We start from the raw sequence: 20,383 nt of genomic DNA on the forward strand, positions 1-20,383 counted from the left end.
GCGGGGCCGAGTCTCGTCCCACGGGGCAGCGGCGTCCTACTGGGCGTCGTCCTTGGTCAGCCGTGTGATCCCCGCGATCCGGTACGCGTCGGCCTCCTCCAGCGTCTCGTTCTCCAGCAGTGCCTCGGCCAGGGCGTTCAACTGTCCTCGATGGTCGCCGAGTTTACGGATGGCCTCCTCGTAGCACTCGTCGACGATCCGGCGCATCTCGGCGTCGATCACGTCGAGGGTCTGCGGGGCGGCCGCGAGCCCGTACGCCTGCTGGGGGTCGCTCGGCAGGGCGGACAGCCGGCCCACCCGCTCGCTCATGCCCCAGCGGGCCACCATCGCGCGGGCGATGTTGCTGACCTGTTCGAGGTCGTTCTCGGCGCCCGTGGTGACGACCCCGTAGACCACCTGTTCCGCCGCCATGCCGCCCAGGGCACCGATGATGCGGCCGCGCAGATAGCCCTCGGAGTGCGCGTACCGCTCCACCTCGGGGGTCGACATCGTCACGCCGAGCGCCCGGCCGCGGGGCACGATGGTGATCTTGCGTACGGGGTCGGCGCCCGGCTGGAGCATGCCCAGGAGGGCGTGACCGCTCTCGTGGTACGCGGTGCGCCGCCGGTCCTCCTCGGGCATCACGAGGGTGCGCTCGGCGCCCAGCTGCACCTTCTCCAGGGCTTCGGACAGGTCAGAACCGGTCACCTGGTCCTGCTTGCGCTTCACCGCGAGCAGCGCGGCCTCGTTGGCGAGATTGGCGAGATCCGCACCGGTCATGCCCGGGGTCGTACGAGCCACCTGGGTCAGGTCCACGTCCTCGGCGAGCGGGATCCCGCGGGTGTGGATCCGCAGGATCGCCTCGCGCCCGCCACGGTCCGGCGGGGAGACGTTGACCACCCGGTCGAAGCGGCCGGGCCGGGTCAGCGCCGGGTCCAGGATGTCGGCGCGGTTCGTCGCCGCGATGACGATCACGCCCTCCGAGCCGGAGAAGCCGTCCATCTCCGTGAGGATCTGGTTCAGCGTCTGCTCGCGCTCGTCGTGGCCGCTCACCGAGGCGCCGCCGCCGCGCATCCGCCCGATGGTGTCGATCTCGTCGATGAAGATGATCGACGGCGCCACCTTGCGGGCCTCGGCGAACAGTTCCCGGACACGGGAGGCGCCGACGCCGACGATCATCTCGATGAACTCGGAGGCGGAGGCGGAGAAGAACGGCACGCCCGCCTCGCCCGCCACCGCACGCGCCAGCAGGGTCTTGCCGGTTCCGGGCGAGCCCGCGAGCAGCACGCCGCGCGGCATCTTCGCGCCCATCCTGCGGTAGGCGTCGGGGTGCTCCAGGAAGTCGACGACGTCGTCCAGTTCGCCCTTGACCTCGTCGATGCCGGCCACGTCGGCGAACGTCGTGCGTTCCTTCCCCGGCTGGAGCTCGACCGGCTTGGGCGGTGCCTTGCGGCCGAGCATGCCGCCCGCGCCACCCATGCCCGCGCCCATCCGCCGCGCGACGAAGATCCAGACCGCGAGCAGGAACACGATCGGGATCAGGGAGAAGAGCAGGTTGGACAGGACACCGCGCTCCCGTACGACGGGCTGGGCGGTCACCGTCACGTCGTGGGTGTCCAGCTGCCGCCAGAGGTCGTCGTCCGCGAAGGCCGGTCGCTGTGTCTTGAACCTGGTGTAGTCGCCGTCGCCCTCGGGGTTGTCCCGGGCGCTCTTGAGCTCCCCCTGGATCGCGTCGCCCTTGGAGTAGATCTTGTCGACATTGCCGGCGTCGACCTGCCTGCTGAACTCCGTGTAGGAGATCGTCGGCTCGTTGCCCCGGTCGAGGTACGTCAGCCCCACATAGGCGAGCAGGAACACGATCACCGCGGTGAGGAGCAGGCCCCACCAGCGGCCGCGCATCCGTCGCCCACCGGGCCGTCCGGGCGGCTCGTCCGGCGTGCCCTCGGTGCGCCACGGCTGGTCAGGGGCCTTGCGTGGTGGCGCGGCATTGCTCATATCTGGACGTTACGGCAGATGCCGGACCCTGGCATGCGCTGAGGGCGCCCCCCTTACGGAACGGCGCCCTCAATGACGTACGCGATGGACCGTCAGCCCTTGAGCTCCTTGAGCTCTCGGGTCAGCCCATGAACTTCTTGAACTCGTCCGGCAACTCGAAGTCCTGCGGAGCCTGCTGGCCCGGCACCCCGAAGGCGCCCCCGGCCTGAGCGGCGGCGGCGCGGCGGGCGGCCTCCTCCTGCTCCTGCTGCTTGCGCTTCATCGGGTTGCCGGAGCGCTGCTTGCCCTTGGCCTTCTTCGGCTGCTTCTTCGTACGGCCGGGACCGCCACCCATGCCCGGCATCCCCGGCATCCCCGGCATGCCGCCGCCCTGGGCCATGCGGGACATCATCTTGCGGGCCTCGAAGAACCGCTCGACGAGGTTCTTGACCGCGCTGACCTCGACACCGGAACCACGCGCGATACGGGCGCGGCGCGAGCCGTTGATGATCGTCGGCTCCTGGCGCTCGGCCGGGGTCATCGACTTGATGATCGCGGCCGTGCGGTCGACGTCCCGCTCGTCGAGGTTGTTGATCTGGTCCTTGATCTGCCCCATGCCGGGGAGCATGCCGAGCAGCTTGGAGATGGAGCCCATCTTCCTGACCTGCTCCATCTGGGCCAGGAAGTCGTCGAGGGTGAAGTCCTGGCCCTTCTTGGAGGCCAGCTTCTCGGCCATCTTCTGGGCTTCGGCCTGGTCGAAGGTCTTCTCCGCCTGCTCGATCAGGGTGAGCAGGTCACCCATGTCGAGGATGCGGGAGGCCATCCGGTCCGGGTGGAAGGCGTCGAAGTCGTCGAGCTTCTCGCCGTTCGACGCGAACATGATCGGCTTGCCGGTGATCTGCCGGATCGACAGGGCCGCACCACCGCGGGCGTCACCGTCGAGCTTGGAGAGCACCACGCCGTCGAAGCCGACGCCGTCGCGGAAGGCCTCCGCCGTGTTGACGGCGTCCTGACCGATCATCGCGTCGACGACGAAGAGGATCTCGTCCGGCGAGACCGCGTCCCGGATGTCCGCGGCCTGCTGCATCATCTCCTGGTCGATGCCCAGGCGGCCGGCGGTGTCCACGATCACGATGTCGTGGACCTTGGCCTTGGCGTGCTCGATGGAGTCCTTGGCGACCTTGACCGGGTCACCGACGCCGTTGCCCGGCTCGGGCGCGTAGACCGCGACGCCCGCGCGCTCGGCGACGACGCTCAACTGGTTCACGGCGTTCGGACGCTGGAGGTCACAGGCGACCAGCAGCGGCGAGTGGCCCTGCTCCTTCAGCCAGCTGCCGAGCTTGCCCGCGAGGGTGGTCTTACCGGCACCCTGCAGACCCGCCAGCATGATCACGGTGGGCGGCTGCTTGGCGAAGCGCAGGCGCCGGGTCTCGCCGCCGAGGATCGTGACAAGCTCGTCGTTGACGATCTTCAGGACCTGCTGGGCCGGGTTCAGCGCCTTGGAGACCTCTACGCCGAGGGCACGCTCCTTGACGTTCTTGATGAACGTCCGCACGACGGGCAGCGCCACGTCCGCTTCGAGGAGTGCGATGCGGATCTCGCGCGCGGTGGCGTCGATGTCCGCCTCGGAGAGCCGTCCCTTGCCACGCAGGTTCTTGAAAGTCGCTGAGAGGCGATCGGAGAGAGTATCGAACACGGCGCTCGCGGTCCTCGGGGTCGGTGGCAGCTGGGAATCGCCCTCCAGGGTATCCCGGCGGCGCAGGTTGCCGGGATCCCTGGGTTCAGAGCCTTTGAACAGGGTCTCAGCCCCGCAATGTCTCCTCCAGCTTGCGCGCCACGGCGGCCGCCTCCTCGCCGGGCAGCGGCGCTCCCTCGGGGCCTGTGACATAGAACGCGTCGACGGCGTTGGCACCCAGGGTGCTGACATGTGCACTACGCATCCGCACGCTCGCGTCCTCCAGCGCCCGGCCGATCCGGAACAGCAGCCCCGGGGCGTCCTGGGCGCGGACCTCGATCACCGTGGCCAGCCGGGACGCGGCCGGGTGGACCGACACCCTCGGTGGCGGCGGCACGACACCCCGGCGGCGCGGGTACGCGGCGTCCCGCTCGGCGAGGCGGCCGGCGATGTCCAGGGTGCCGTCCAGGGCACGTACGAGGTCGGCGCGCAGCCGGGTGGCCTGCGGCAGCGAGCCGTACTCGGCGGCGACCCGCCAGTTCAGCAGCAGGACGGAACCCTCGACGCCGTCGGGCAGGTCCAGGGCGCTCAGCTCCGCCGTGCGGACGGTGAGGCGGTGCATCGCCAGGACACCGGCCACCGCCGGCAGCACGCCCGGCTGGTCCGGTACGGCGATGAGGAGCTCCACGCCGAGCGGCTCGGGATCGCCCGGGGGCTGCTCCTCCGTCAGTGGCTCGGTCTGCGCGCGCAGGGCCAGCACCGGGCTGCCGGTCGCCATGGCCTCGATGGCGAGCCGCTCCTGCTCGGCGGTGGGCGCGGCGGCCTCGGGCTCGTCGAGGTCGTCCCCGGCGAGCACGGCGGCGACCCGCTTGACCAGGTCGGCGACCAGGGAACCGCGCCAGGACGACCATGCCGCCGGGCCGGTGGCCAGGGCGTCCGCCTCGGTCAGGGCGTGCAGCAGCTCCAGCGTGCCCTGCGAGCCGACCGCCTCGGCGACCGAACGCACGGTGGCCGGGTCCTCCAGGTCGCGCCGGGTGGCCGTGTCGACGAGCAGCAGGTGATGACGTACGAGGGTGGAGAGCACGGCCACGTCGTCGCGGTCGAAGCCGATCCGCGCGGCGACGTCCTTGGCGATGATCTCGCCGGCCACCGAGTGGTCCCCGGGCCAGCCCTTGCCGATGTCGTGCAGCAGGGCGGCGACCAGGAGGAGGTCGGGGCGGTGGACGCGGCGGGTGAACTCGGAGGCCCGGACGGCCGTCTCGATCAGATGCCGGTCGACGGTCCAGATGTGCACGGCGTTGCGCTGCGGGCGGCAGCGCACCCGCTCCCAGTCGGGCAGGAGACGGGTGATCAGTCCCTCCGCCTCCAGCGCCTCCCACACGTCGACCGTCGGGCGGCCGGAGCCGAGCAGGGTCACAAGCTGCTCGCGCGCCTCGGCGGGCCAGGGCGTGGGCAGGGGGCGCACGGTGGCCGCCAAGCGCCGCACGGCGTGCAGGGAGAGCGGGAGCCCGGCCTGCGCGGCGGCGGCCGCGGCACGCAAGGGGAGCACGGGGTCGCGTTCGGGGCGCGCGGCACGGGCGAGCACCACCTCGCCGTCCTGCTCCACCACGCCCTCCGCCAGCGGGGAGCGCTCGGCGGTCGGCTTCCCGCCGCCCAGCATGGCGCGCAGCCGCGGCCGCACGGCGCGCGACCGCAGTACACGCCCCACTTCACGCCACGTGACATCACTGGCGTACGAGATGACGCGCGCCGCCTCGTACACCTGCCGCAGCAGGGTGTCCGCGTCGAGCAGCCCCAGCTCGGCGGCGACCTGGTCCTGTTCCTGGAGCGCGAGCCGGTCGGTCGCGCGCCCGGTGGTGAGGTGCAGGGCGTCGCGTACGTCGAGCAGCCGGCGCCGGGCGTCGTCGAGGCCCTCGCGCGGGGCGTCGGCCAGCCAGGAGGCGGCGACGGCGCGCAGGATGGTGGCGTCGCGCAGACCGCCGCGGGCTTCCTTCAGGTCGGGCTCCAGGAGGTACTGCAGCTCGCCCTGGCGCTCGGCGCGCTCGGCGGACAGCTCCTGGAGTTCGGGCAGCCGCTTGGGTGCCTGGTTGCGCCAGTCGGCCAGGACCGCCGTCCGCAGTCCGGCCGTCAGACCGAGGTCGCCCGCGATGTGCCGGGCGTCCAGCAGGCCCAGCTGGACCTTGAGGTCCTCGCCGGCCGTCTTGCGGGCCTCGGCGGGTGTGCGCACGGAGTGGTCGAGGGCGAGGCCGAGGTCCCAGACCGGGTACCAGATGCGGTCGGCCAGGGCGGCCACCGCGCCGGAGTCGGTGCCATCGTGCAGCAGGAGCAGATCCAGGTCGCTGCGCGGGGACAGCTCACCACGGCCGTATCCCCCGACAGCGACCAGGGAGACCCCGCGCAGCCCCTCGGCGCCCGCGGCGAACAGTCCGGTCAGCCACTCGTCGGTCAGTTCCGCGAGGGCGGCACGGCGCGGCGGCCCGGACCGCGCCTCCTCGGTGAGGAGACGCAGCCGGGCCGCCGCGTAGCCGCTGGGTCCCGAGTCCTCTGCATCCTTGGAAACGTCCGTGCTCGTCACCCAGCGACTCCTGTTCTGTTTTCCTGCCTCAGAGCGCGTCGGGCCCGCGCTCGCCGGTCCGCACCCGTACGGCCGTCTCGACCGGGAGGGACCAGACCTTGCCGTCACCGATCTTGCCGGTGCGGGCGGCCTTGACGATGACGTCGATCAGCTGCTCGGCGTCGTCGTCCTCGGCCAGGACCTCGATGCGGATCTTCGGGACCAGGTCGACGGTGTACTCGGCACCGCGGTAGACCTCGGTGTGGCCCCGCTGACGACCGTAGCCGCTCGCCTCGGTGACCGTCAGGCCATGGACCCCGAAGGCCTGGAGGGCTTCCTTGATCTCGTCGAGCCGGTGGGGCTTGACGACTGCGGTGATGAGCTTCATGCGTCCACCTTCTTGCTCGCGGCCGCGGCGACCGGGGCGGGGGCGGCGGTCCGGGCGGCACCGCCGCCGGCGCCGCTGAAGTCGTATGCGGTCTCGGCGTGCTCGGCCTGGTCGATGCCGGCCACTTCCTCGTCCTCGGAGACCCGCATCCCGATCGTCTTGTCGAGGACGAAGGCGAGGAGCGCGGAGACGACGAGGGAGTAGGCGAGGACCGCGCCGACACCGGCGAGCTGCTTCCACAGCTGGTCGGCGTTGCCGCCGTAGAAGAGGCCCTTGGCCGGGGACTGCCCGCCGCCGGTGGCGAAGAAGCCGATGAGGACCGAGCCGGTGACACCGCCGACCAGGTGGACACCGACGACGTCGAGGGAGTCGTCGTAGCCGAACTTGTACTTCAGGCCGACGGCCATGGCGCACAGGACACCGGCGATGACGCCGACGGCGATCGCGCCGAGCGGGGAGACCGCACCACCCGACGGGGTGATGGCGACCAGACCGGCGACCGCGCCGGAGGCGGCACCGAGGGTGGTGAACGCGCCGTGGCGGATCTTCTCGTAGGCGAGCCAGGCCAGCATGGCGGCGGCGGTGGCGACCTGCGTGTTGACGAACATCAGCGCGCCGACGCCGTCGTCGTTGCCGAGCCACGAGCCGGCGTTGAAGCCGAACCAGCCGAACCACAGCAGGCCGGCGCCGAGCATGACCAGCGGAAGGCTGTGCGGACGCATCGGGTCCTTCTTGAAGCCGACGCGCTTGCCGATGACCAGGATCACGCCGAGCGCCGCGGCACCCGCGTTGATGTGGACCGCCGTACCACCGGCGAAGTCGATCACGCCGAGCTTGAACGCCCAGCCACCGCTCGGCGCCCAGACCCAGTGGGCGACCGGGAAGTACACGAGGATGGCCCACAGCGTGATGAACAGCGCCCACGCGGAGAACTTCACGCGGTCCGCGAGCGCGCCGCTGATCAGGGCGGGCGTGATGATCGCGAACATCAGCTGGAAGACGGCGAAGACGTAGACCGGGATGTTGTAGATGTCCCACAGTTCGGTCTTGCCGATCCCGCTGAAGCCGACGAAGTCGGAGGACCAGCCGATAAGACCGCCGTGCGAGTCGCCGAAAGCGAGCGAGAAGCCGAACAACACCCACAGGATGGTGATGATCCCCAGGCTGATGAAACTCATCATCAACATGTTCAGGGTGCTCTTGACGCGGACCATGCCTCCGTAGAAGAAGGCCAAGCCCGGGGTCATGAGCATCACCAGGGCGGAACAGATGAGCATGAAACCTGTGTTGGCGGGCGACAGCTCTACCTTGTCTGCCGCCATCATGATGGCTGGTGCCATCGGCGTCTCCTCGTCATGTGTACGGCCCCGTGCGGGCGAAGCCTGAGCGGAATGAGGGGCGGGCCGGTTATGCGCCAAGAGATTGGCGCAGCGCGGTTTCGGTGGAAGCCCCTCGTTGTTTCGCCGCCGTGACGAAGGCGCCCCTTGTGTTACGCCTCGATGAACTGCCGGATTGTGGGTGGGCTGATCGTTATCTTGGCGCAACCTTCAAAGGGGGAGGCAGAGAACCGGCCGCGGTCGGCCTTCCGATGACCTGGCATGGGGGAGCCGAGTCGGGCAGTTCGGGAGGGCCGGCCGCGGCCGGGGTTCAGGGGTCGCGCCGCGATTGCACGCGAAGCTTCAGACCGCCTCCGCGGTCTCCGGCAGCTCCACGGCGAGCTTGTCCGTCAGGTCCACGACCTCGGCGAGGTCCCCGAAATCGCGTACAGCCGTGTCGACCGTCTTTCGGATACGAGTGTTGACGCGCTCGGAGCGCACCTTCTTGGCGATGTGCATGGCCTGCTCCGCGTAGACCGCGCTCTGCTCCGGTTCGCGCCGCAGCAGGTGCACCGTGGACATGCCGATGAGGTTCAGTGCGTACGACCGCTGGTGCTCGCCGTCCTTCGCGAACAGGTCCACGGCCTGCCGCATCACGGGCTCGGCGAGTGAGGCGTACGTCGGGCTGCGGCCCGCGACATAGGCGAGGTCGCGGTAGGAGTGGGAGTTCTCGCCGTACAGCTCGGCCTCGGAGAAGAAGCGGATCCAGTCCGGGTCCGGCTCGTCCCAGTCGTCGGCCTCGGTGAAGGTGTCCTCGGCCATCCGGACCGCCCGCTTGCACTTGCCGGGCTGGCCCATGTTGGCGTACGCGCGGGCCTCCATCGCATACAGCATCGACTGGGTTCGCGGGCTCGCGCAGTCCCGGCTGCCGTACTGCGCGAGATGGATCAGCTCCAGGGCGTCCTCGGGCCGGCCCAGGTGGATCATCTGGCGGCTCATGCTGGACAGGACGTACGAGCCGAGCGGCCGGTCGCCCGCCTCCTTGGCGGCGTGCAGCGCGAGGACGAAGTACTTCTGCGCGGTGGGCTGGAGCCCCACGTCGTACGACATCCAGCCGGCCAGCTCGGCCAGCTCGGCGGCGACCTTGAAGAGCCTCCTGGTGGTGGCCTCGGGCTGGGGCTCCTGGAGCAGGTCGGTCACCTCGTGCAGCTGGCCCACGACCGCCTTGCGGCGCAGGCCGCCGCCGCACTGGGCGTCCCACTGGCGGAACATCACGGTGGTGGACTCCAGGAGGTCCAGCTCGGGCTTGGACAGCCGGCCACGCGCGCGTGAGGACGGGACGGGACGGGACTCCTGGTACGGGGCGGGCGGCGCGGGGACCAGCCAGCGCTGCATCGGCTCGATGAGGGCCGGGCCCGCGGACAGGGCCAGCGAGCTCCCGAGGAAGCCGCGCCGCGCCAGCATCAGGTCGCTGCGCGAGAACTCGCTGAGCAGGGCCACCGTCTGCGGGCCCGTCCAGGGCAGGTCGACGCCGGACACGGAGGGTGACTGCCGGGCGGCACGCAGGCCGAGGTCCTCGACGGAGACGACGCAGCCGAACCGCTCGGAGAACAGCTCGGACAGGATCCGCGGGATCGGCTCGCGGGGGTTCTCGCCGTCGAGCCAGCGGCGTACACGGGAGGTGTCGGTCGAGATGTGGTTGGCGCCCAACTGGCGGGCGCGGCGGTTCACTTGGCGGGCGAGCTCACCCTTCGACCAGCCGCTGCGCACGAACCAGGACGCGAGCAGCTCGTTCGGGCGCTTGTCAGCGTGCGATGCGCCACCAGCACTCGTACCGCTTCCGCTGTTGCCGCTCACTGGAACGCCCCCATCCCTTGGACCACTTGTCACCGAGTGCGCCAAGCCCTATCAGAATGCCGGTAAATACGGTCGACCGTCCGCCAATTGTCACCCTTCGAACGGAAAGCCGACTTGCCCCCGGCATACCCACGAGTGCATGTGCCCCGAAGGCTCATGCACACACGGTAATCCTACGATCACGCCCACAGCCATGGCGATCCCGGAAACGCCACCATTCGCCACCCCTTCGAATGAACTAACGGCCGCCTCCACACGATTCACTTGACATAGGACGGCCGGAAGTGGGCGGAGCGAAGCACTCAGAGGCGCGCGTCGCCGAGCCCACAACCCTGGATGCTTCCGAGCGCCGCGTGAGCCGAGCGGCGCCGGCGGGTAACCGGCCACCCAAGAACACACAGGGTCACGTTCCGCATCCGCGCCGTAACCACCCGCGCGCTGGACCCGTTGGAGGGGGCATGGGCTTCACGATCGGCGGCATCCGGGAGATCCGATCCGGCTCGCGTCGACGCGGCCGCTCCTCGGAGTGCACCGCCGTCGCCGAGTTCACCGGACTGTGGGGCTGGGACGTGGTGCCCGGCGCGCGGGCCGCGGCGGGCGCCTGTTCGTGCGGCCGCTCCGACTGTGGCGCGCCCGGCGCACACCCCCTCGACTTCGCACCCCACATCCCCGCCGGAGCCACGCTCGACGACGTCAGCAAGGCGTGGTCGGAGTTCCCGGGCGCCTCGGTGATGCTGCCGGTCGGGCGGGCGTTCGACGTGATCGAGGTGGCCGAGCCCGCCGGACGCCGCGCGCTGGCCCGGCTCGAACGCATGGGCCTCCCCCTCGGCCCGGTCACCGCCACCCCCGAGGGCCGCGCCCAGTTCTTCGTCGCGCCGGGTGCCGCCGCCGAGCTCCCCGAGCTCCTCTACCGCCTGGGCTGGGACGACCCGACCCACCTCGACCTCCGCGGCCTCGGTTCCGATACGTCCATCACGGCCCCGCCCTCCGACCGCGGCGGCCTGGGACCGGTGCGCTGGCTGCGTCCCCCCGAGCTGGACACGGCTTCGAAGCCGCCGGCGGCGCGATTGGTGCTGGGGACGTTGGCTTACGTGGCGCATCGGTCACGGGCGTAGGGCATAGGGCGTATCACGAAGCGCAAGCGTCACAGCCGTACACAGCGAAGCGCCCGTCCCCCAACTGCACCTTGGGAGGGCGGGCGCTTCTGCGAGCACATACCAAATTCGGTAGGTGGTTTCACTCCCCGATAAGGGCGTCAACGAACGCCTCCGGCTCGAACGGCGCCAGGTCGTCGGCGCCCTCGCCCAGCCCGATCAGCTTCACCGGGACGCCCAGCTCGCGCTGGACCGCGACGACGATGCCGCCCTTGGCCGTGCCGTCCAGCTTGGTGAGCACGATGCCGGTGATGTCGACCACCTCGGCGAAGACCCGGGCCTGGACCAGACCGTTCTGCCCGGTCGTCGCGTCCAGCACGAGCAGGATCTCGTCCAGGGGCGCGTGCTTCTCGACGACGCGCTTGACCTTGCCGAGCTCGTCCATGAGGCCGGTCTTGGTGTGCAGACGTCCGGCGGTGTCGATGAGGACGACGTCGGAGCCCATCTCCTTGCCCTCCTTCACCGCGTCGAAGGCGACGGAGGCGGGGTCGCCGCCCTCCGGCCCGCGCACGGTGTAGGCGCCGACGCGCTCGCCCCAGGTCTGGAGCTGGTCGGCGGCGGCGGCACGGAAGGTGTCGGCGGCGCCCAGGACCACGCTGCGGCCGTCGGCCACGAGGACGCGGGCGAGCTTGCCGGTGGTGGTGGTCTTGCCGGTGCCGTTCACGCCGACGACCATCACGATGCCGGGCTTGCTGGCCTCCGGCTCGGTCTTGACCGTGCGGTCGAAGTCGGTGCCGACCAGCTTGAGCAGCTCCTCGCGCAGCAGGCCGCGCAGCTCCTCGGGGGTGCGGGTGCCGAGGACCTTCACGCGCTCGCGCAACCCGTCGACCAGTTCCTGGGTCGGCAGCACGCCGACGTCGGCGGTGAGGAGGGTGTCCTCGATCTCCTCCCAGGTGTCCTCGTCGAGGTGCTCGCGCGACAGGAGCGTGAGCAGCCCCTTGCCGAGCGCGTTCTGCGAGCGGGAGAGCCGGGCGCGCAGGCGGATCAGGCGGCCGGCGGTGGGCTCCGGGACCTCGATCTCGGTCGGCGGGAGTTCTTCGACGACCGGCGGTTCCTCGACGGCGGTCGGTGCTCCGCCGCCCGGAAGGTCCACCTCCTCTATGGTCCGGCGCGGTTCGTCGCGCGGCGTTTCGGCCTCGTCGCCGACGTGCGGCTCGGCCGGAGGGGCGGTGATGTCGGGGGCGGCGGGGGGCGGCGGGGGCAGCTGCTTCTTACGGCGCGTGCCGACGATGAGCCCGCCGAGCGCGCCGAGCACCACCACGGCGATGACTACAGCAAGGATGAGGATGTCCATAACGCGTCCAGTATCGGCCATGGAGCCCGGCGACACCCCTATGGATGTCTGACACACCGTCAGCTAACGTCCTCCCCCACACCCGCCCGGTGAAGGGGGACCCCCATGCCCGTCACGGTCGTACGCTTCAACCTCGTCGAGCCCGACGCGACCCCCGCCTCGCTCGCCGCCCGCTACCGGGCGGCCCTGGAGATGGCCGCCTACGCCGACGAGCACGGCATCACCACCGTGCAGACCGAGGAGCACCACGGCGCCGAGAACAACTGGCTCCCGTCGCCGTTCGCCTTCGCGGCCGCGGTCTTCGGCGCGACGCGGCGGATCGCGGTCACCGTCTCGGCGATCATCGGCCCGCTGCACGACCCGCTGCGGCTGGCCGAGGAGATCGCCGTACTGGATCTGCTGAGCGGCGGCCGGCTGGTGACCGTCGCAGGCATCGGGTACCGGCCCGAGGAGTACGCCCTGTTCGACGTGGAGTGGAAGCGGCGCGGCAAGCTCCAGGACGAGCTGCTGGAGACGCTGCTGAAGGCGTGGACCGGCGAGGAGTTCGAGTACCGGGGCCGTACGGTACGGATCACTCCGCGCCCGTTCACCGACCCGCACCCCCTGCTGCTGGTCGGCGGCTCCTCGCAGGCCGCCGCCCGCCGGGCCGCCCGGCTCGGCCTGCCCTTCTTCCCCAGCGCGCATCTGCCGGAGCTGGAGGCGTACTACAAGGAGCGGCTCGTCGAGTACGGCACCGAGGGCTGGACGATGATGCCGCCCGCGGAGACACCGCTGCTGCACGTGGCCGAGGATCCCGACCGGGCCTGGGCTCGGTACGGCGGGCACTTCCTGCACGAGGCGCGGACGTACGCGTCCTGGCAGTCCGGGGACGTGCGGTCCGCCGTGAAGTCGGGGGCCACGACGGTGGAGGAGCTGCGTGCGGAGGGCGTGTACCGGATCGTGACGCCCGAGGAGTGTGTGGCCCTGGGGTTCGACAACTACGTGCTGCATCCGCTGTCGGGCGGGATGCCGGTGGAGGAGGGGTGGCGGAGCCTGCGGTTGTTCGCGCAGGAGGTGCTTCCGGCGCTGGGCCACTGACCCTCGCGGATATTCGATGGCCCGGCCGGGCGGCGGCTGATCCACTGGGCGCATGAGTCTGCTGGTGGAAGTGTTCGTCCGGGAACCGGACGGGAAATGGCAGATACTCGACGTGCCGGACGACGTCTATCAGTCCGGCGGCTTCGAGTCTTGGCGTAGGACCGTGTGGGGGTCTCAGTTCGTGCGCTCGCTGGGTGCGCGCTTCCTCCCCGTGCTGGCCGAGGGGGATCTGGAGGTGGAGGCCGAGCAGGTGCCGGAGTTCCTGAGCGAGGTCGCACTGCTGCGCGCCCACTTGGACGCGATCGCTCACGGCACGGAGCACCCGCGGACGGTCGAGGAACACCGGGACGGGATCGAGCTGCGTTTGCGGATCATCGAGGAGAGCGCCCTCAAGGCCGTGGAGATCGGCGGCGGCGTCCTCATCTGGTGACGTACGGAAGTCGGTGACGTACGAAACCGCCGCCCCGGCTCGGGCAGTGGCCGAGCCGGGGCGGCGGCGGGGATACGGGGAGAGGGGCAGCGGGGACTTGGCCCTTCCCCCCGAGTTCGGGAGCCCTTCTGGAGGCTCAGCCCATCTCCTCCAGCTTCTTGCCCTTGGTCTCGGGCACGAACTTGAGGATGAACGGAATGGAGAGGAAGGCGAACACCGCGTACATGACGTAGGTGAGCGACAGGTTCCAGTCCGACAGGTCCGGGAAGGTGATCGTGATGACCCAGTTGGCGATCCACTGGGCCGAGGCGGCCACGCCCAGGGCGGCGGCGCGGATCTTGTTCGGGAAGACCTCGCCGAGCATGACCCAGACGACCACGCCCCAGGACATGGCGAAGAAGAGGACGAAGGCGTTGGCGGCGATCAGCGCGACGTAGCCCTGCGCGGTCGGCAGCGGGTCGTTGCCGTTCTGGAAGGAGAAGGCCCAGGCGGCCGCCGCGAGCGCGACGCCCATGCCGACGGAGCCGATGAGGGCGAGCGGCTTGCGGCCGATACGGTCCACGAAGATCATCGCGATCACGGTGCCGATGATGTTGATGATCGAGGTCTCGAACGAGTAGAAGAACGAGCTCGACGGGTCGACGCCGACGGACTGCCACAGCAGGTTCGAGTAGTAGAAGATGACGTTGATGCCGACCAGCTGCTGGAAGACGGAGAGGCCGATGCCGATCCACACGATCGGCAGCAGACCGAACCGGCCGCCCAGCAGGTCCTTGAACGTCGACTTGTGGTCGCTCTTCATGGCCTGCTCGATCTCGGTCACGCGCGCGTCCAGGTCCGCGCCGCCCTCAACGTCGGCGAGCACCTTCTTCGCGTCCTCGACGCGGCCGACGCTGATCAGATAGCGCGGGGACTCCGGGATCGCGAAGGACAGCAGGCCGTAGACCACAGCGGGTACGAGCATCACGCCGAGCATCCACTGCCAGGCCTCCAGGCCCGCGACGCTGCCGCGCTCCTCGCCGTCGGCCATGTTGAGGATGGCCCAGTTGACGAGCTGGGAGACGGCGATGCCGATGACGATGGCGGCCTGCTGGAACGAGGCGAGCCGGCCGCGGTAGGCGGGCGGGGCGACCTCGGCGATGTAGGCCGGGCCGATGACCGAGGCCATACCGATGGCGATGCCGCCGAGGACACGCCAGGCGGCGAGGTCCCACGCGGCGAACGGCAGTCCCGAACCTACGGCGCTCACGGCGAACAGCACCGCCGCGATCTGCATGACGCGGATGCGGCCGATGCGGTCGGCTATGCGGCCGGCGATCGCGGCGCCCACGGCGCTGCCGAGCAGGGCGCTGGCGGCGACGGTCCCGGTGACGCCCGAGCTGAGGTCGAACCGGGCCTGGATGCCGCCGTTGGCTCCGTTGATCACGGAGCTGTCGTAGCCGAAGAGGAAGCCGCCCATGGCGGCCGCCGCGGTGATGAAGACGACGTGCCCGAGATGTTCGGGGTGAGCCGTCCTGGCTCCTGACGTCGGTGCCTGCGCTGTGCTGGTCACGTGTACTCCTCGGGCCACCGGCAACGCTGCCGGGTGGGGGTCAGCCGCTCCAAGTAGTGATACCTGAAGATAAAAGCAACGTTGCAGAGACTATGCCTTCAAGTTTCGAAGTCAATAGTCGAGCCGCTGTGAGTTTCGAGACGCGATTGGGTGACGTGTGTTCACTTCTTGAAGAAACTGGGGTGAGGCCGACCAAAGGGCGCGGGGCTGTGTCGATGTGCGGCTCCGCCGCGTGGACGCGACAAGCCACGGCGGCGCCGCAGCCGAAAGCGGCCGAAGCCGGCGCTAGCGAAGCCGCTGGCTGATGACCTTTGACACACCATCGCCCTGCATGGAGACGCCGTACAACGCGTCGGCGACCTCCATCGTGCGCTTCTGGTGCGTGATCACGATCAGCTGCGAGGCCTCCTGCAGCTCCTGCATGATGCGGATCAGCCGCTGGAGGTTGGTGTCGTCGAGGGCTGCCTCGACCTCGTCCATGACATAGAACGGGCTCGGCCGGGCCTTGAAGATCGACACCAGCATCGCGACCGCGGTGAGTGAACGCTCACCACCCGAGAGCAGCGACAGCCGCTTGACCTTCTTGCCGGGAGGACGTGCCTCGACGTCGACACCTGTGGTGAGCATGTTGTCGGGATCGGTCAGGATCAGCCGTCCCTCGCCACCGGGGAACAGCCGGCTGAAGACACCCTCGAACTCCCGGGCCGTGTCCCGGTATGCCTCGGTGAAGACCTGCTCGACCCGCTCGTCGACCTCCTTGACGACCTGGAGCAGGTCGGCGCGGGTCTTCTTCAGGTCTTCCAGCTGCTCACTGAGGAACTTGTGCCGTTCCTCCAGCGCCGCGAACTCCTCAAGGGCGAGCGGGTTGACCTTGCCGAGCTGCTGGTAGGCCCGCTCGGCGGCCTTGAGCCGCTTCTCCTGCTCGGCCCGGACGAAGGGCTTGGGCTGGTTGCGCGGGTGCTCGGGGTCCTCCGGGAGCTGCTCGCCCTCGGCGGCCAGGGAGGGCGGTACGAGCTGGTGGGGGCCGTACTCGGAGACGAGCCCGGCGGGCTCCACGCCCAGCTCCTCCAGCGCCTTGGTCTCCAACTGCTCGATCCGCATCCGCTTCTCGGCGCCGAGGACCTCGCCCCGGTGCACCGAGTCGGTCAGCTTGTCGAGTTCGGCCTTGAGGTCGCGGCCCTGGTTACGGGCGACAGTGAGTTCCTGCTCGCGCCTGGCCTTGGCGGCCTCGGCGGCGGTGCGCTCCTCGTCGGCGCGGGCGAGGGAGACCTCCACGTGCGCGAGCAGCTGCCGGGTTCCGGAAGCGACGGCTTCCGCGACGGCCGCCTCGTGCCGCAGCCGGGCCCGCCGCTGCTCGGCACGCGCGCGTGCGTCGCGCTCCGCTCGGGCGGCGCGGTCGAGGGAGTCGGCGCGGCCGGCGAGTCCCTTGACGCGTTCCTCGTGCGTACGGACCTGGAGGCGCGCCTCCATCTCGGTCTGGCGGGCGTTGGCCCCGTCGGCGGCGAGACGGTCCCGTACCGACGGGTCGGGCTCCTCCTCGACCGGCATCTCCTCGGCGACGGCGAGCCGCTCGGCCAGTTCCTCGACCTCCGTCAGGGCCTTGTCCAGGGCGTCCTGTGCCCGCGCGGCGGCGGCGACGGAACGCTCCGCTTCGCCCGCCGCGCCCCTTGCCTGGCCGGCGAGCCGGCCGAGCTGCTGGGCGACCGCCGACTTCTCCCGGTCGGCAGCCCGGCGCCGCTCCCCCAGCTCTTCGACGAGCGCGGCGGATGCCTTGCGACGCTCGGCCGCCGCGTGCTGGGCCTCGGTGAGTTCCTCGCAGCGGACGGCCAGCTCTTCCAGTTCGGCGGCGGCCTCGTCCACGGACGCCTGTACTTCGAGGAGGCTCGGCGCCCCGGCGGAGCCGCCGTGGGCGAAGTGGGCGCCGAGGAGGTCGCCTTCGGCGGTTACGGCGGTGAGGTCGGGGTGGGCGTAGACGAGTTCCTCGGCGTCTTCGAGGGTGGGGACGACGACGATGTTGTGGAGGAGGCGTCGTACTGCCGGCATCAGGTCGGAAGGTCCGCGGACGAAGTCCGCCGCGTGTTGCTGTCTGGCGGCTGCGGGCTCGTTGTGACTGGTCGCGCGGTTCCCCGCGCCCCCTGGGTCGGCTGCCGTACCGGCGTCCTGCGGTGCTCCCGCCAGCAGCAGCGACGCCCGTCCGCCGTCCTGCTTGCGCAGGAGTCTGATCGCGTCTGCCGCGGCCGACGGTGAGGTGACCGCCACGGCGTCCGCCGCTGCCCCGAAAGCGGCCGCCAGCGGGACCTCGTAGCCCGGCGTCACCGTGAGCAGCTCCGCCGCCGGGCCCAGCAGTCCCGTGAGGCGGTCCTTCGCGCCGAGCAGTATCCCCGTGCCGTCCTTGCGGCGCAGCCCCAGCGCCAGCGCCTCATGGCGGGCCTGGGTCGCGGCCCGCCTGCGCTCCGCCGCAGTGGCCGCCTCCCGGGCTGCCGTGAGGGCGGCCTCGGCCTCGCTGAGCTGCCGCTTCGCCTGTTCGTGCTGCTCGCCGAGCTCCGCGTCGCCGGCGTCCAGGCCGTCGACCTCGGCCTTCAGTACCTCGTACTCCTCCTGCGCGGCGAAGGCCCGCTCCTGGGCCTCGTCCCGTGCGGCGGCCAGGCGGTCGATCTCGGCCTGGGCGGAGGCCGCACGCGAACGGGCCGCGTTGACCTGCCCGTTCAGCCGGGCCAGGCCCTCGCGGCGGTCGGCGATGGCGCGGGCGACGTCCTTCAGACGCCGTTCCTCCTGAGTGAGGTCCCGTTCGAGTTCGGCGCGGTGGGCGACCGTGTCCTCCAGGGCGCGCTCGGCCGCCTCCAGGGCCGCTTCGAGTTCGGCCTCCTGCTCACGGATGCGGGCGGCCTCGCGCTCCATGTCCTCGGGTTCTCGGCCCCGCCGCTCCTCCGGCGGCGCGGACGTCGCGCTCTTCACGCGCGCGTCGGCCAACGAGATCGTGCCGCGCACCCGCTCGGCGAGCTGCGACAGCTCGTACCAGGTCTGCTGGGCCCGCTGGAGGCGTGGCGTGAGCTGCCGTACCTCGTCCTCCAGGAGAGCCTCGCGCTGGAGCGCCTTCTTCAGCTCCTGCTCGGCGGCTTCCTTGCGTTCCTTGAGCGCGGCCTCGTCGGCGACCTCGGCCTGGAGCGCCTCCCGGAGCCGTACGAGATCGTCGGCGAGGAGGCGGAGCCGGGCGTCGCGCAGATCCGCCTGGATGACGGCGGCCCTGCGCGCCACCGCCGCCTGGCGGCCCAGCGGCTTCAACTGCCGGCGCAACTCGTCCGTCAGGTCCTGCACGCGCGCGAGGTTGGCCTGCATCGCGTCCAGTTTCCTGAGGGCCTTCTCCTTGCGCTTGCGATGCTTGAGGACGCCCGCGGCCTCTTCGATGAAGGCGCGGCGGCCCATGGGGTCGGCATGCAGGACGGAGTCGAGCTGGCCCTGGCCGACGATGACGTGCATCTCACGGCCGATGCCGGAGTCGGAGAGGAGTTCCTGGATGTCGAGGAGACGGCAGGTGTCGCCGTTGATCTGGTACTCGCTGCCGCCGTTGCGGAACATGATCCGCGTGATGGTGACCTCGGCGTACTCGATGGGCAGTGCGCCATCGGAGTTGTCGATGGTCAGCGAAACCTCGGCACGGCCAAGTGGCGGACGGCCGGTGGTGCCGGCGAAGATGACGTCCTCCATCTTGCCGCCGCGCAGCGACTTGGCACCCTGCTCACCCATGACCCAGCTGAGCGCGTCCACGACATTGGACTTGCCCGAGCCGTTCGGTCCGACGACGCACGTGATCCCCGGCTCGAACCGGAGCGTGGTCGCCGAGGCGAACGACTTGAACCCGCGGAGGGTCAGGGCCTTGAGGTGCACGCCGCTGGACTCTACCTTCCGCCGGTATCCCACTCCATGAACCCGCGGTTTCACCGATGAACGTGCAGGGCACACCAGACGTTAAAGAGGGTGAAAGGATGCGCGGGGCAGTAAGCGGGGGCAAGAAAGAAGGGACGCCGAAGCGTCCCTTGCAACTTCTGACGGCTGACCTACCAGTCGTCTGAACAACTACTTAGCGGTTGGATACGGGCCGCCCAACCACTGCTTTTGCTGTTGTGGAGCGATGCAGTGATCAGGTGAGCGCAGGCTCCGCCTGGTGTGCGTCGATGCTCTCCATGATCCTGTCGTGAGAAGCGGCAGCCGTCAGCGCGTCGTTCTCCGCCTGGATTCGTCCGAGCTCGGATTCCAGGTCCTGTACGCGCTGCTGGAGCCGTCGCATCTCGGCGAGGAGTCGAGGGTCGGAGCCGCCGACGTAACCGAGAAGCGCCTTTGCCATGATGGATGGTCCTCCACACTGAGTGACCGACCGAAGCGGTGTGGGTCGTGAGGGATTTCGCACCCGCGGTTGCTTGGCAGGCCTGGAGTTGTACTGCCGTTCAGCCACGCCAAACAGCGAAGGTGCGCGGGGCTTTCAGCGTCTCACCAAAAAGTTTGACGGTCAACACGATCACGCCCCGTATTGGCGGGCAACCCGGGGGCACACGGCCGAAAAGCGGCTGCGCGGCGACTCCTGCGGGGCCCTCGGGGCGTGGCGATCATCCTTGAGTGCGGAGCCTGCCATCACGAGCGCTTCTTGGCAACCACCTGCTCATTTCTGCTCGGGGCAGTTGCCAGTGGCAGGTCCCTCCGCTTGCGCCAGGGACGATTTACAGAATCGGGTCAGCGGATGGCGAAGCCGTCGTAACCCCCGCGGGGTGTGTCCCAGATCTCGGTGACACCGTCGACCCGCCCGGGCGTGTCGTCTCCCTCAAGCCAACCGAGGAGCCCTTCACAGCCTTCCCGCGTGCCCTCCGCGACCACCTGGACCCGGCCGTCGTCCAAATTGAGAGCAAAACCACTCAGGCCGCCGATCTCGAGGGCCTTGGCCCGCGTGAACCAGCGAAAACCCACACCTTGGACGCGTCCACGCACCCAGGCGACCAGCCGTACATCCTCGCTCATGACTGCAACCTAACGGGCCAATGTCTCTCTGGGCACTTCCTCCTCTGGCGCTATGGGGTACCGTCCCCACCCAATGAATCCCATATGAAACTCACACGATCGAGTGAGTTCTGTGGGGATCTTGAG

General features: G+C 70.1%; 14 protein-coding genes. 3 read left to right on the forward strand and 11 right to left on the reverse strand.

Features of this window, described 5'->3' with window-relative positions; all coding sequences use genetic code 11:
* Positions 1-36: 36 nt before the first annotated feature.
* The 6 genes from ftsH to ADK36_RS37790 all read right to left on the reverse strand — a co-directional run bounded on the left by ftsH (position 37) and on the right by ADK36_RS37790 (position 9,743).
* On the reverse strand, positions 37-1,974 hold the full coding sequence (gene ftsH / locus ADK36_RS37765) for an ATP-dependent zinc metalloprotease FtsH (protein ID WP_078942773.1): 1,938 nt from the start codon (positions 1,972-1,974) through the stop codon (positions 37-39).
* 121 nt (positions 1,975-2,095) lie between these two features.
* Positions 2,096-3,649, reverse strand: a complete 1,554-nt coding sequence (gene ffh, locus ADK36_RS37770) for a signal recognition particle protein (protein ID WP_048580655.1) — start codon at positions 3,647-3,649, stop codon at positions 2,096-2,098.
* A gap of 106 nt (positions 3,650-3,755) precedes the next feature.
* Entirely contained in the window at positions 3,756-6,203 is a 2,448-nt protein-coding gene (locus ADK36_RS37775) for a [protein-PII] uridylyltransferase (protein ID WP_048580654.1), read from the reverse strand.
* A gap of 28 nt (positions 6,204-6,231) precedes the next feature.
* Positions 6,232-6,570 (reverse strand): P-II family nitrogen regulator, encoded by a 339-nt coding sequence (locus ADK36_RS37780; RefSeq protein ID WP_003997576.1) that lies wholly within the window; start codon positions 6,568-6,570, stop codon positions 6,232-6,234.
* On the reverse strand, positions 6,567-7,910 hold the full coding sequence (locus tag ADK36_RS37785) for an ammonium transporter (protein ID WP_048580653.1): 1,344 nt from the start codon (positions 7,908-7,910) through the stop codon (positions 6,567-6,569). The genes ADK36_RS37780 and ADK36_RS37785 overlap by 4 nt, the downstream gene beginning before the upstream one ends.
* Positions 7,911-8,249: 339 nt before the next feature.
* Positions 8,250-9,743, reverse strand: coding sequence for a hypothetical protein (locus ADK36_RS37790; protein ID WP_053200820.1), 1,494 nt, complete (start codon positions 9,741-9,743; stop codon positions 8,250-8,252).
* 458 nt (positions 9,744-10,201) lie between these two features.
* Here ADK36_RS37790 and ADK36_RS37795 point away from each other — a divergent pair, with 458 nt between their 5' ends.
* Positions 10,202-10,858 carry a bifunctional DNA primase/polymerase gene (locus ADK36_RS37795; protein ID WP_048580651.1) on the forward strand — a complete coding sequence of 219 codons (657 nt, stop codon included), beginning with the start codon at positions 10,202-10,204 and terminating at the stop codon, positions 10,856-10,858.
* A 121-nt stretch (positions 10,859-10,979) separates the two neighbouring features.
* Here ADK36_RS37795 and ftsY read toward each other — a convergent pair whose 3' ends face one another.
* Positions 10,980-12,191 (reverse strand): signal recognition particle-docking protein FtsY, encoded by a 1,212-nt coding sequence (ftsY, locus tag ADK36_RS37800; RefSeq protein WP_048580650.1) that lies wholly within the window; start codon positions 12,189-12,191, stop codon positions 10,980-10,982.
* 105 nt (positions 12,192-12,296) lie between these two features.
* On the opposite strand from ftsY, the gene ADK36_RS37805 reads away from it, so the two are divergent.
* Together ADK36_RS37805 and ADK36_RS37810 are read left to right on the forward strand one after the other, a co-directional pair.
* Entirely contained in the window at positions 12,297-13,268 is a 972-nt protein-coding gene (locus ADK36_RS37805; protein WP_053200822.1) for an LLM class flavin-dependent oxidoreductase, read from the forward strand.
* A gap of 52 nt (positions 13,269-13,320) precedes the next feature.
* A complete protein-coding gene (locus ADK36_RS37810) occupies positions 13,321-13,698 on the forward strand; it encodes a hypothetical protein (RefSeq protein WP_048580648.1) in 378 nt (125 codons plus the stop codon).
* A gap of 136 nt (positions 13,699-13,834) precedes the next feature.
* Here ADK36_RS37810 and ADK36_RS37815 read toward each other — a convergent pair whose 3' ends face one another.
* The 4 genes from ADK36_RS37815 to ADK36_RS37830 form a co-directional block, all read right to left on the reverse strand.
* A complete protein-coding gene (locus tag ADK36_RS37815) occupies positions 13,835-15,250 on the reverse strand; it encodes a sugar porter family MFS transporter (protein WP_048580647.1) in 1,416 nt (471 codons plus the stop codon).
* A gap of 285 nt (positions 15,251-15,535) precedes the next feature.
* Positions 15,536-19,135: a chromosome segregation protein SMC gene (smc, locus tag ADK36_RS37820; protein WP_053200824.1), complete on the reverse strand. Its 3,600-nt coding sequence runs from the start codon at positions 19,133-19,135 to the stop codon at positions 15,536-15,538.
* Between the two features lie 253 nt (positions 19,136-19,388).
* A complete protein-coding gene (locus tag ADK36_RS37825; protein WP_030048901.1) occupies positions 19,389-19,592 on the reverse strand; it encodes a hypothetical protein in 204 nt (67 codons plus the stop codon).
* Positions 19,593-19,975: 383 nt separating this feature from the next.
* Complete coding sequence (locus ADK36_RS37830; RefSeq protein WP_078916141.1) at positions 19,976-20,257, reverse strand: acylphosphatase; 282 nt, start codon at positions 20,255-20,257, stop codon at positions 19,976-19,978.
* Between the last annotated feature and the right edge of the window lie 126 nt (positions 20,258-20,383).

Source organism: Streptomyces viridochromogenes, assembly GCF_001270495.1.
Lineage (GTDB): Bacteria > Actinomycetota > Actinomycetes > Streptomycetales > Streptomycetaceae > Streptomyces > Streptomyces viridochromogenes_A.